The organism is Paraburkholderia sp. GAS206C (assembly GCF_050435645.1).
Lineage (GTDB): Bacteria > Pseudomonadota > Gammaproteobacteria > Burkholderiales > Burkholderiaceae > Paraburkholderia > Paraburkholderia phenazinium_B.
The window spans coordinates 552,969-565,159 of the sequence record NZ_JBNDKR010000002.1 but is presented as its reverse complement, the minus strand read 5'-3'; the positions used below and the strand labels follow the sequence as shown (position 1 = coordinate 565,159).

The following is a 12,191-nucleotide window of genomic DNA, read 5'->3' as shown; positions in this document are numbered from 1 at the left end:
ATCTTGAGACTAGCCAGGCGTTTTGCGCTCGCTGTACTCGGCATCGTCTGTGCGGGCGTGCTTGCGCTTCTCTTCCTGCACCACGACGGCTCGATAGAGACGGACATCTCGATCGACGGTCCGCCGCAGACGGTCTGGAAGGTACTTACCGCGACGGCCGATTATCCGCGCTGGAATCCGGAGATCTCGCGGCTCGATGGTGAGCTGGTTGAAGGCAAGGTGATCGAGTTTGCCGAAGGATCGGGTCAGGATGCGATGGTGTTCCGCCCGACCGTGCTGACGGTTCGTCCCGGGCACGAATTGCGCTGGAAAGGAGCGCTGTGGGTTCCGGGTCTCTTCGATGGCGAGCACCGGTTTCAACTCGAAGCGTCGGGCAACCGTACGCACTTTATTCAGAGCGAACAGTTCACGGGGATTCTCGTAGGAAAGCTGAGTGACGATGCCTTGAAGGATACGGCTGAGAGTATGAAGGCGATGAATGCCGCCTTGAAAACGCGTGTGGAAGCGTTGAATGCGAAGTAGGCCACGCGAAAGTGGCCCGCCCAAAAAAGTCGGCAACTCGAAGAAGTCGACCGCTCGAAAACCGGACCAGCCTCGAACATCCGGGCTGATCCAGTCAAACAAGGTCGTTAAGCGCTGACGCTCGCCCGCTTGGGCGTCACCAACGACACCACAAACGTCACGACGATATTCGCTGCCAGCGCGATCAGGCCGATATACAGCGGATAGGTTGCATCACCGAGATGCAGCGCAAACACCGGCTTCAGGCCCTGCGAAATTGCCATCCCGCTACCCAGCACGATTCCCACCAGCCAGCCGAGGAACAGACCCGGCGTATTCAGGCGGCGCGTGTACAGCGAAAACACGATGGCCGGGAAAATCTGCAGGATCCATACGCCGCCGAGCAGCTGCAGATCGATCGCGTACTGGGTGGGCAGGAACACGATAAACAGCAGCGCACCGAACTTCACCGCTAACGAGACGATCTTCGCAGTTGAGGCTTCCGCGCTGGACGACATGTCCGGCGACACGATCGGACGCCACAGGTTGCGCGTGAACAGGTTCGCCGCACCAATCGACATGATCGCCGCCGGCACCAGCGCGCTGATCGCAATCGCCGCGGCCGCAAAGCCGACGAACCATGACGGGAACAGCGTGCCGAACAATGTCGGCACAACGTCTGAAGCCGACTTCACATGCACGCCGGCCGCGATCGCCATATAGCCGAGCAGCGCGATCAGACCAAGCAGCAGCGTATAGGCGGGCAGGAAAATCGCATTCTTGCGCACCGTCGCGGCGGAAGACGACGACAACACCGCCGTCATCGTATGCGGATACATGAACGCCGCCAGTGCCGAGCCCAGCGCGAGCGAGGCATACGCGGTGAACTGCGTCGGCTTGAGGATGATGCCGGTCGCACCGCCCTTGGCCTTGAAATACGTATCCGCCGCATCGAACACGTGCGCGTAGCCGCCGAGTTTCGCCGGAATCAGCCACACGGCCGCGATCACGACGATATAGATCATGATGTCCTTGACGAACGCGATCATCGCCGGCGCCCTCAGGCCGCTGGTGTAGGTGTAGAGCGCAAGGATCACGAAGGCGACGATCAGCGGCATTTCGCCGGTGACGCCCAGACCCTTGATCACCACCTGCATGCCCACCAGCTGCAGTGCGATATACGGCATGGTCGCAACAATGCCCGTCAGCGCCACCGCACCCGGGAACCACTTGCCACCGTACTCGCCCTGCACGTAATCGGCTGCGGTGATGTGATTCTTCGCATGGGCGATCTGCCAGAGCTTCGGCATCACGGCAAACACGAACGGATAGACGATGATGGTGTAGGGCAATGCAAAGAAGCCATACGCACCCACCGAATACACGAGTGCCGGCACGGCGATCACCGTGTAGGCGGTGTAGAAATCGCCACCCACCAGGAACCACGAAATGATCACGCCGAACTGCCGTCCTCCAAGCCCCCACTCATGCAACTGCGTGAGGTCGCCGCGCTTCCAGCGCGCCGCGAAAAAGCCCACGACGGTGACCAGCAGGAAGAAGAAAATGAAAACGGCCATGGCGACCGGATTGACTGGAATCGCATCGCTCATTTGAGCCCCCTGTAGACAACGTAGATCAGCAGGGAGGTGAGCGGCACCCACAGGAACTGATACCAGTAGAAGAACGGGAAGCCGGCGAACGACGGATGCGTGTCGTTATAGAACGGCAGCCAGAGCAGCGCGATATACGGTATCAGCAGGATGAGCCATAGCCAGGAGCGGCCGGCCGGAGCAGTAGTTTTCAAGAGATCCCCAAGATTGTATGTAGTGGAAACGGGTATCGGTGGTTTCGCGTCAGCGCAGGACTTGTACGGCATCCGTGTCGGTGACGGTAGCGCGCATTATCTTAGAAAATGTGGCGGGATGCTCTGGGCAGGACCGCCACGCCGTGCCTAAGGGTGCCGGAGTGTATCGGCGCCGCGCCTCTACAGGCAAAATAGCCGGCGATGCGACCCGCATCGAAAGCGTTGCAGGCCGGCACGTAAAAGGACACCCGACACCGGGCAATCCGGCGCCGAACCGGTCCAGGCGAACATGAAGCGCCTATGACAAAACGACACAAATATAGACGAACGATCCACAGATCGCGCGGGCCATTCCGTTTACGATCCGTGCTTACCGGCCCTGCATATCGCGCTGTCGCGCAATCCTGTTAGCAATGCGTAGGGTGCTGCGCCAAACAGTCCTCGTACTGCGGCCTGGATCGACGGCGCATGTAATTAGGCATACATATAAAGCGAATTCGACGTGCTTGAAATCATTCAAGGATTGGATGTGAGTTTGAACCTGTCGTCCAACGGCCCGGCGTTCACCGCTTGCGAAACCCGGCAAGGCGTGCCGCTTGGGTACGTCAGCGAAAAGCTGGCGCACGCGATCATCGATACGCATGCGGCCGGCGTGGCGCATCCTGAGGCCCGCAAGCGTCTGGCCCACGTCATGTATTCGCAAACAAAGGCGTTTCTTGCGCTGCACAACGTGCTGGCCGTCGCCGATGCCCCCGGCTTGCCCGAACAACTCCTCGGGATGGAACGGCACGAACTGCACAGCTGGATCGCCACAGTCGTGACCCATGGTGATCTGCTCGGAGCCGGTGAGGTCTGACTACCGGTACAAGTGACTCGCCGCCGGCGTAGGCTTCCGTCAAGCTTTCCGTAAACGTCCGTAATGAAACCTGTAACGCGAATAATATGCTCCGGTTCTAGACTCCTGCTGGTTCGGAAAGCGGAAATTACTGCTGTTCTGGACTGGCAAGCGTTCTCCCCATCAGTGGGCGCGTCATCCGGATTGAGCTATGTGGCCTACCGTTCAGCCAATCTCTCGCGTAGCGTTGGTTCTTTCGCCAGCAATCGGCGACTCCTTGCTGATGATGACGATCGCGCGAAATCTTCAGCAAAACGGCATTGCCGTGACCATTTTCGGCCGGCAGATCCAGTCGCTGGGCGCGTGGTTTCCCGAAGTCGAAACTCTCGATGACCTCTCGGTCGCGGACCTGACAGCAAAGCTTTCCGGGTTCGACCGGGTGATCCAGATGCACCGGAACAAGCCGTTCGTGGGCCTCGAGCAGTATCACCCGCGGGTTAGTTTCCTCGATCACATCTGCCGGGTGCGGTCCTCCGAATCCATGGCCGACCGGCTGGCGAAGTTTTGCGTCGACGAGTTTGGTCTCGCGGGCGCCGACAAGAGCAACGGCATGACGCCGCCGCCGGGACTGCAACACCGGAAATACCCGCTGCGCGTGGCGATTCACCCCACCGCCAGCACCGCCGACAAATGCTGGCTACCGTCGCGCTTCATCAGACTCGCGATCCGGCTGCGCGAACTGGGCTTCAGCCCTGAATTCGTCGTAGCGCCCCAGGAGCGCGCGGACTGGCTCCATATCGAACGCCTCGGCCTCAAACTGCCCGATCTGGGTTCGCTCGATAACGTCGCCACCTGGGTCTACGAGTCCGGCTGGTTCATCGGCAACGACTCGGGCATCGGCCATCTGGCCTCCAGCCTGCACATTCCTACCTTGTCGCTGTTCATGCGCCGCGGCATTGCGCGGACCTGGCGGCCGGACTGGGGGACAGGGCAGGTACTGATAGGCAGCACCTACCTGCCAACCGGATTCCTGAAAGAGCGGTACTGGAAATACATGTTGTCGGTCAGGCAGGTCTCTCGCGCATTCGAGCAACTGCGCGCCAGCTTAAGCTTCGCATGAATCCCCCCACGTTTTTCAATTTGCCAGGGACCGCGTCTGGATGCGCCCCATTGGCGGCGCTCGACGTGCCGCGCGGCATACCTCTCCCGATCTGCATCTCTCCGATTTGATGACTTCAAAATGCCAGGCTGTTTTTCTCCACACCGGTTACCGAACGGCCGGAACGTGGCTGTGGTCGTGTTTTCGTAAGCTCGACAACGTCACGGCCTACTACGAACCGCTGCACGAGATGCTGGCGACCATCGATCAGGAGAAGCTGGCGACCAGTACCGCCGATAGCTGGCGTTCCGGACACCCCGCACTTGAAGCCCCTTATTTCGCGGAGTATGCGCACCTGTTGGAACCGGGCGTGAAAGGTATCCCCGGTTACGAGGCGGCTTTTTCGGTCGATCGCTTCGACCGCCAGGTCCCGGAGCGCGCCGGGCGCATCGAAGCATACGTGCGCGGATTGATGCTCGCAGCGCACGAGCAGGGCCGCGTGCCGGTGCTGAAGTTTTGCCGCTCGCTCGGCCGGCTGGAATGGTTCCGCACCACGTTTCCGGACGCCGTGCACATCGTGGTCGAGAAGAATCCGATTTCGCAATGGCAGTCATGCTGGCACCTGTTTGCCGCGTACCGCAATCCGCACTTTGTGGCCGTGCCGTTTGCCGTGCTGGCGTTGAACCGGGATGTGCCGGTCGTACAGCAGACCATGAGCGCGCTGGGTGTCGAGTTGCCTCCGCAGCCAGACGGTGCGGTTGCGCAGACGATGGAGTCGTACCTCACGCTATTTAAGGACCATGTGGCGGCGATTACGCCGCTGCAGGCTTACCGCGCCTTTCTCGCGCACTGGCTGTTGACGCTAAGAGACACGGCGAAGTACGCCAATGCGATTTTCGATTGCGATCTGGCGGCACATTCCCCCGCGTATCTGGAGGGAGCGGAACGTTGGATCGGCGAGCTCACGGGCATTCATCCATCGCTGCGAAGCGCGCGCAGGGAGGAGGCGAGCGAACGCGGCAACGGCTTCGATGCGGTCGAAGGTTTGCAGGTTCACCTCGAAGCGCTACAGGTCGCGAGAGCGCTCGCCGCCAGCGGCGGCGCCGAGGCAGATACGCTGACGTTCTGGACCAGCAAGCTGGCGCAGGCCACCCAGACGATGGCATTCGGTGCGGCCGCGAACTGGCCGCAGCCGCAGGTGGGGGCAGGTCACGCAACCCGCGTGGTGGATGTGGCGCTGATCGACGGCGCTGGCATCGACGACGTGCTGCTGGGCGAATTGGCCTCGACCCGGGCCGCGTTGGCGGAAGTTAAAAGCGAGCTCACGCGCGTGCAGAATGCCCCGTTGTGGCGGCTGATAAGATATGTGCGAAAGCTGCGGGCGCCGAAAATGTTTCGCCGCGCTCGCCGTGGTGCGAGGCGTCATGTGGGCGCCTCGCCGCCCACATCCGCCCGTCACTCGTCAAAAAGAGCGCAATGATAGAACGTCACATGGTGTCGACCGCATTTGAGATTCCCGGTTACCGGGTTGAACAGTCACTGGGTATCGCGCGCGGCATCATTGTCCGTTCGCGTTCCGTGGTGGGTTCGATCGGCGCCTCGCTGCAGACAATCTTCGGCGGCAATATCTCGCTCTATACCGCCCTGTGCGAACGCGCGCGGCAGGACGCCTATGAGCGGATGGTCGCGGAGGCCGCGCAATTCGGCGGCAACGGCATCGTCGGGATGCGCTACGACGCGACCGAGATCGCCTCCGGCGTGACGGAAGTTCTCTGCTACGGAACCGCCGTGTACGCAAGGCCGGCCGGCTAATCAGGCGCAGCGGGCCTTGCCTGCGGTTGTACGGCTTTCACCTATTTCGCAATCCGTAGTATCTCCGAAGCGAGCTTGGAGAAGCATGGCGTCATATCCGACGGCGTCAGCGCGCTGCAGTACACGCCTACCGGCTGCTTCGGGTTGTAACAACGCGACAGAGAGTCGGTCGTGTTGGCCATGCACTTCAACACATTCTGGCCGATTTCGTTATTCGCACCTTCGGGTTGCAGAAGCTCCGAGCCGCGGCCAATCGCGTAGACGTAGGTACCTTCGTTGCGGGCGACATTGGCCATTCCTTCGGCAATATTGCGTGCTGCATTGTTCACGTTCGTGTAGTTCACCGTACTGGTCACGACGCGCGGCGTATTGGTGATTACTGGAATGGTCTGGTTGTCGAGCCAGGGCGTGTTATGCGCGTTGAACCATGTGGGCATCTGCGTGATGACCTTCGACGCGTTGTTGTTGTAGCAGGGCGAGGAGAGTTGCTGGCTCTGTACGTTGTCAGCGTAAAGCGCGGCCGGCGTGCTCGGCGTATCGCCGCTGATCACGGTCCCCGCAATCGAGTTGCAGGCCTTGTTGCTGGTCGGAAAGATCGACGCGAAGCTGTTGGGTGCGCCGTCCGAGAAGAACACGATGACCCGCAGGCTCGACGGCTGGGTGATCACGGTGTTCAACTGGTTGAGCGCGTTCCAGTAGGCCTCTTCCGAATTGGTGCTGCCTGCGAAATTGAACGCGTTGATGCTCTTGGTCATCGCCGCCATGTCGAAGCCGCGCGCGTTACCGTTAAATGGCTGGTCGACCACCGTGCCGTAGGCAAAGTGAATCAGCGAAACGCGGTCGGTAAGCGGGTCGAATTGCTGCAGGAAGGTGATCGCCGCGGAACGGACTGCGGGCGGCACGGCCGAGTCGGTCGCCATCGAGCCCGTGGTGTCGATGATCAGCACGAGGTCCAGATCCTTTCTCACGGTCTGGGATGAGCTTGCAACATTCAGCAGATTGAAGCCGAACAGGTGCATGAAGCTGACGGGGTAGCTCGCCTGCGCTGATGTGTCGATCGTAATCGTGCCCTGGTTGAAGACCACCGACGGCGAATTCATCGACGCCGTTGTGCCGAGGTAGCCCGCCGGGTAGTTGGCCGCAAAGAACGTGTTGGCGGCTGCGATCGCATTGGCCGCTTGCGTGGCCTGATTGCTGCCGGTCGTGACAGCTTCGCCCGCGGCGATGGCCGCAGCATCGGTCGCGGCGTCGAGCTTGGCCTTGACCATGTAGCCCATGCCGGCATCGACGGCGAGGCCCAGGATACCAATCAGCAGTACGATGGAAGCGGCGACGATGATACTTACCGCGCCGCGCTGTTTATATTTGCTGTTACGACTGCTGGATCTGCGTCCAGAGTAGCCGGTTGTTTTCATCATGCCCCCGCAGGCCGGTCAAAACACATTCATCGAGTACAGATTGGGATTGAGTACCGAGGTCGACACCCCGAAGCCAAAGTTGGCCGAGCCGAACACGTATTGCATCTGGTAAAAACTCTCCACCACATAGACGATCTGGCCGGCCATCAACTGGCCCGTCAGCGCGTTCGCAGTGGGCGCGGCGAGCCCCGTGCCGATCCCGCTGCAACTGCCGTCGCTGCCCCAGTTACCCGAACTGCAGTTCCACACGGCGCTGGTCGGCGCGTAGGTGCTCTGCTGGCCATTGGGTTGCCATTCGTACTGCGCCAGCACGATCTTGCGGACCGTGCAGTTGGTGCCCTGCGCGTTGCAGTTCTCGTTGTCGCCCATCACCTCGGTAATGTAGATCATGCCATGATCGACCATGTCCAGCGGCGGCGTGGTGGCAGCCAGATCGTTCATGATGGTTTCCATCGGAAACGTCAGCGAGGCCCGCAAGGCCAGGTTGGCGCCTTCGCGGCTGAGATTCACGAGGATCATGTTTGCCTGAATGTTGCGCGCCAGATCGTACGTAGGCACCGCCAGCAGCAGAAGCATCGGCAACAGGACGGCAAATTCGACGGACGCAATGCCGGACATCGCGCGCCGGCTGGTCAGGCGTTTGAAGCGACGGATTGGGCGGCTCGGTTTCATCAGAACCCCTCGTTGCGCATGGTGGCCGCGACGCTGAACGAGTACACGCCCTTGCTGAAAAACGGCGCAATCAGCGGCGTCAGCAGCGACCAGTTGCAGTTCAGTTGCAGCACGACGAGATCGCCCGGACCACCGAACATGTTCGCGCCGTAGGTGGCAGGCGTGCCGTTGACGGTGACCGAGATGGTCGGATTGACCAGCGAGTACAGCCCCATCGACGAACTTTCGATGTCCTGAATCACAGCCAGATAGCGTTGCTGGTTGGCGGTGTTGGGATCGAGATTGTCCTGACCAGTGACGGCATAGCGCGCGCCTTCGTGCACGGCGTATTGCATGGTCAGGTTGACCCAGAACATCAGACCTAGGTCGATGATCATGCAGATCACGAACAGTAGTAAAGGCGCGATGATTGCGAATTCCACCACGGTCGAGCCGGCCTGTCCCTTGCGGGAGCGTCGGGTCATTCGTCTTCTTGTCGGTCCCATCTTGTATTCCCCCGCTGCAACATCCAGTTTTGGTCCGGCTTTTTTATGGTGCTGATTTTCTTGGCGCTGACTGCGTTCCGGCTTTATGTCATCCGCCGATTCCGCTTACAGTCGGCAACATCACGCGGTAGATCTGGATCACGGCCGGTCCGAGCAGCACGATCAGGAGCGCCGGGAAGATGAAGAACATCAGCGGAAACAGCAGCTTTAGCGCGACTTTCGCGGCGCGCTCTTCAGCAAGGTGGCGGCGCTTGGTGCGCAGCATGTCGGTGTGCACGCGCAGCGCAGCGCCGACGCTGGTGCCGAATCGCTCGGCCTGCACCAGCATTCCCACCAGTGTTTCCACATCGGCTACGCCGGTGCGCATGGCGAGATTGCGCAGCGCCTTCTCGCGGCTCGAACCGGCGCGCAGTTCCAGCAGCACGAGCGAGAATTCGTCACTCATCACCTGGCTCTTGACGTGGATCTCATCGGCAACGCGCAGCATGGCCGCATCGACGCCAAGACCAGCTTCGACGCAGACCGTCATCAGGTCGAGCGCATCGGGCAGGTTCTCGAAGATGTCCTGCTGACGCCGGTCGATCTGCCGGCTCAGCACGACGTTTGGCAGGTAGTAGCCGAGTGTCGCCAGCAGCATCAGCAGGGCGGCGACCATGAGCAGGCTGTTCGAGATGCCGCCGGGCAGGCTGCTCAGCATCAGCAGGGCGATTAGCGGCAGGCTGAGCGCCAGAACCGTCTTGGCGGCGAAATAGACAGCCGGCGCCGAGGCGCTGCGCCAGCCGGCGTTCATGAAGCGCGTGCGCAGCACCGACTTGTCCCAGCCTTCGGTCGGCAGAGAGAGCTTCGCCACGTGCGCCGAGGCCTTGGCAATCGTCTCCTTCCATTGCGGGCGCTCATCGCCTGACGCGCCGGCAGCGACTGTGGACCGTTCGCCGAGTCCGGCGGCCCCGGCGCCGATCGCGTCCAGACGCCGCTGCAGGACATTGGGACGCGTGATAATCATCGCGCCCAGCGCTGCGCCGAAGACGATGACGAAGGTCGCGCCCAACAACATGAGCTGCATTGTGTTCATGATTTCCTCGCAAACGTGCGGTTCATTGCCGCGTGGCTAGACGTGAATCCGGACGATCTTGCGCATCCAGACAATGCCCAGCAGCATGCTGACGAGCGACGTACAGATCATCTTCACGCCGATCGAATCCTGGATCAGTCCCATGAAAAACTCCGGGTTGATCAGCATGATCACGCCGGCGAGCGCAAACGGCAGCACACCGAGAATCCATGCCGACAGGCGCCCTTCGGCCGACAGCACCTTCACCTTGCTGAGCAGCTTCATGCGCTCGCGGATGATCTGGCTGATGTTGTCGAGAATCTCCGAGAGATTGCCGCCTGCCTCGCGCTGGATCAGCACCGCGATCACGAAGTAGCGCAGGTCCATCACCGGCACGCGCGTCACCATGTTCTTCAGGGCATCGTTCATGGCGACCCCGTAGCTGATTTCGTCGAAGGTGATGCGAAATTCGCCGCCGAGCGGATTGGGCAACTCCTCGGCCACCATGCCGAGCGAACTCGGAAACGAGTGACCGGCGCGCAGCGAGCGGCTGATCAGATCCGCTGCTTCGGGCAGTTGCGTTTCGAGCTGGGCGATGCGCTTGCTGCGGCTGCGGGAAACAAGGCCGAGCGGCAGCAGCGCGAACACGGCCACCAGCGGCAACGTGATCATGGCTGGCAGGCCGAAGAGGGCCGCAGCGAGCAGCGCCACCACCGGCAGCGCGAGGGTGTAGGCGAGAAACCGTGCCACCGACCAGTCGCGGCCCGACTGCATCAGCAGACGGTCGATCGAATGGACGCGCGGAAGTTTCAGGAGCAGTTGCGTCAAGGCTGGCGAATCGCTCAGCATGCGCGCCTTCAGGATCGACATCGAACCTGAACTGATCTGGCCGCCTGCCGACATCGCGCGAATGCGCTGGTCCAGCCGCTTGACGACCGGGCCGTGGTTGCTGTTCCACCAGAGATAGCCCGCTTCGATCAGCAGCACTACGGCGATAAACAGCAACACTGCAAAGCCCAGAAATAACCTGTTCATGATGCGCTCCCGGATGTCCTGATATGCGGCTCAGACTTCATAGCGCTTTTGCGGATCGTAGATATGGTCGGGCACGTTCACGCCGAACGCCTGCAGGCGCTCGCTGAACTGTGGTCGTACACCGGTCGCGCAAAAGTAGCCCTTGATGCGGCCTTCGCTGTCGAGTCCGGTGCGCTTGAAGGTGAAGATCTCCTGCATGTTGATCGTGTCGCCTTCCATGCCGGTGATCTCCTGAATGCTCATCAGCTTGCGGCGGCCGTCGGTCAGGCGCGAAGCCTGCACGATCACCGTGATCGCCGAAGCGATCTGCTGACGCATGGCCTTCGGCGGCAGCGCGAGGCCCGCCATGCTGACCATGTTTTCGAGGCGGGTGACAGCGTCGCGCGGTGTGTTGGCGTGGATGGTCGCCATCGAGCCTTCGTGGCCGGTGTTCATAGCATGCAGCATGTCGAGCGCTTCGGCGCCGCGCACTTCGCCGAGGATAATGCGGTCCGGGCGCATCCGCAGGGCGTTCTTCACCAGCGAGCGCTGGCTGATTTCACCCTTGCCTTCGATGTTCGGCGGGCGCGTTTCGAGGCGCAGCACGTGATCCTGGCGCAACTGCAATTCGGCGGCGTCTTCGATGGTGACGATCCGCTCGTCGGTCGGAATGAAACCTGACAGCAGGTTCAGCATCGTCGTCTTGCCGCTGCCGGTGCCGCCCGAAATCAGTACGTTGATCTTCGCCTTGATGAGCGCTTCGAGCAGCTGCACCATCGGCGTGGTGAAGCTCTGATAATTGATCAGGTCCTGCACCTTCAGCGGATTGGCCGCGAAACGGCGGATGGAGAGCAGCGGCCCGTCGATCGCCGAAGGCGGGATGATGGCGTTGATGCGCGAGCCGTCGGCGAGACGGGCATCGACCATCGGCGTCGATTCGTCGATACGCCGGCCCACCCGCGAGACGATCTTTTCGATCACTTTCATCAGGTGCGCGTTGTCGTAGAACTGGACGTCGGTGACCTCGAGCTTGCCGCGCCGTTCCACGTACACGTGATGTGCAGTGTTGACGAGAATGTCCGAGATGGTGGGGTCTTTCAGCAACGGTTCGAGCGGCCCGAGTCCGAGCATCTCGTCCTTCACGTCCTGCACGAGCGCACGCCGTTCGACGTCGTTCATCAGGATGTTGCCTTCTTCGATCAGCTTGCCCACCAGTTGCGCCAGCTCGCGTCCTACCTGTTCCGGCGAAAGATGCTGCAGCTTCTCGAGTTCCACGCGCTCAATGATCGCCTCGTGGATCTCCATCTTGAGCTGCTGATACGCACGGCGTGCCATGCCGCCGGTCGGAGCCGTTTCAGCGGCGGACGGTGCGCTGCGCACCACAGGCGGCTCCGCGAGCGCGTTCACGTCCACGAGAGCCAACGTCGGCTCGATCTGCGCTTCGGCAGCTTGTCTGAAGAGGTGTTCGCGTAATGACATGGCGATGCTCCGGTTCTTGTC

13 protein-coding genes are annotated in these 12,191 nt (G+C 61.2%); 5 read left to right on the top strand and 8 right to left on the bottom strand.

The features are described from left to right. The first annotated feature begins 3 nt into the window (after positions 1-3). The gene (locus P3T20_RS06900; RefSeq protein WP_429286501.1) at positions 4-522 is read left to right on the top strand and encodes an SRPBCC family protein; all 519 of its coding nucleotides are present in this window, start codon (positions 4-6) and stop codon (positions 520-522) included. Between the two features lie 107 nt (positions 523-629). On the opposite strand, the gene mctP is transcribed toward P3T20_RS06900, so the two are convergent. Both mctP and P3T20_RS06890 read right to left on the bottom strand, forming a co-directional pair. Next, positions 630-2,111, bottom strand: coding sequence for a monocarboxylate uptake permease MctP (gene mctP, locus P3T20_RS06895; RefSeq protein WP_429286500.1), 1,482 nt, complete (start codon positions 2,109-2,111; stop codon positions 630-632). Further along, on the bottom strand, positions 2,108-2,305 hold the full coding sequence (locus tag P3T20_RS06890; protein WP_074265741.1) for a DUF3311 domain-containing protein: 198 nt from the start codon (positions 2,303-2,305) through the stop codon (positions 2,108-2,110). Before P3T20_RS06890 ends, mctP begins: the two co-directional genes overlap by 4 nt. A gap of 529 nt (positions 2,306-2,834) precedes the next feature. Here P3T20_RS06890 and P3T20_RS06885 point away from each other — a divergent pair. The 4 genes from P3T20_RS06885 to P3T20_RS06870 all read left to right on the top strand — a co-directional run bounded on the left by P3T20_RS06885 (position 2,835) and on the right by P3T20_RS06870 (position 6,051). Continuing rightward, the gene (locus P3T20_RS06885; RefSeq protein WP_429286499.1) at positions 2,835-3,161 is read left to right on the top strand and encodes a hypothetical protein; all 327 of its coding nucleotides are present in this window, start codon (positions 2,835-2,837) and stop codon (positions 3,159-3,161) included. A 190-nt stretch (positions 3,162-3,351) separates the two neighbouring features. After that, the gene (locus P3T20_RS06880; protein WP_074265740.1) at positions 3,352-4,260 is read left to right on the top strand and encodes a glycosyltransferase family 9 protein; all 909 of its coding nucleotides are present in this window, start codon (positions 3,352-3,354) and stop codon (positions 4,258-4,260) included. A gap of 109 nt (positions 4,261-4,369) precedes the next feature. Next, positions 4,370-5,719 carry a hypothetical protein gene (locus P3T20_RS06875; RefSeq protein WP_429286498.1) on the top strand — a complete coding sequence of 450 codons (1,350 nt, stop codon included), beginning with the start codon at positions 4,370-4,372 and terminating at the stop codon, positions 5,717-5,719. Beyond that, on the top strand, positions 5,716-6,051 hold the full coding sequence (locus tag P3T20_RS06870; protein WP_429286497.1) for a YbjQ family protein: 336 nt from the start codon (positions 5,716-5,718) through the stop codon (positions 6,049-6,051). The genes P3T20_RS06875 and P3T20_RS06870 overlap by 4 nt, the downstream gene beginning before the upstream one ends. Before the next feature lie 41 nt (positions 6,052-6,092). On the opposite strand, the gene P3T20_RS06865 is transcribed toward P3T20_RS06870, so the two are convergent. The 6 genes from P3T20_RS06865 to P3T20_RS06840 all read right to left on the bottom strand — a co-directional run bounded on the left by P3T20_RS06865 (position 6,093) and on the right by P3T20_RS06840 (position 12,170). Further along, on the bottom strand, positions 6,093-7,469 hold the full coding sequence (locus P3T20_RS06865; RefSeq protein ID WP_429286496.1) for a VWA domain-containing protein: 1,377 nt from the start codon (positions 7,467-7,469) through the stop codon (positions 6,093-6,095). A gap of 15 nt (positions 7,470-7,484) precedes the next feature. Next, on the bottom strand, positions 7,485-8,141 hold the full coding sequence (locus P3T20_RS06860) for a TadE/TadG family type IV pilus assembly protein (protein WP_429286495.1): 657 nt from the start codon (positions 8,139-8,141) through the stop codon (positions 7,485-7,487). Beyond that, positions 8,141-8,605, bottom strand: a complete 465-nt coding sequence (locus P3T20_RS06855) for a TadE/TadG family type IV pilus assembly protein (protein WP_074265736.1) — start codon at positions 8,603-8,605, stop codon at positions 8,141-8,143. The genes P3T20_RS06860 and P3T20_RS06855 overlap by 1 nt, the downstream gene beginning before the upstream one ends. A 109-nt stretch (positions 8,606-8,714) precedes the next feature. After that, entirely contained in the window at positions 8,715-9,698 is a 984-nt protein-coding gene (locus P3T20_RS06850) for a type II secretion system F family protein (protein WP_074265735.1), read from the bottom strand. Positions 9,699-9,734: 36 nt separating this feature from the next. Beyond that, positions 9,735-10,712: a type II secretion system F family protein gene (locus tag P3T20_RS06845; protein WP_074265734.1), complete on the bottom strand. Its 978-nt coding sequence runs from the start codon at positions 10,710-10,712 to the stop codon at positions 9,735-9,737. Positions 10,713-10,742: 30 nt separating this feature from the next. Then, a complete protein-coding gene (locus P3T20_RS06840; RefSeq protein ID WP_083611477.1) occupies positions 10,743-12,170 on the bottom strand; it encodes a CpaF family protein in 1,428 nt (475 codons plus the stop codon). Positions 12,171-12,191 lie beyond the last annotated feature (21 nt).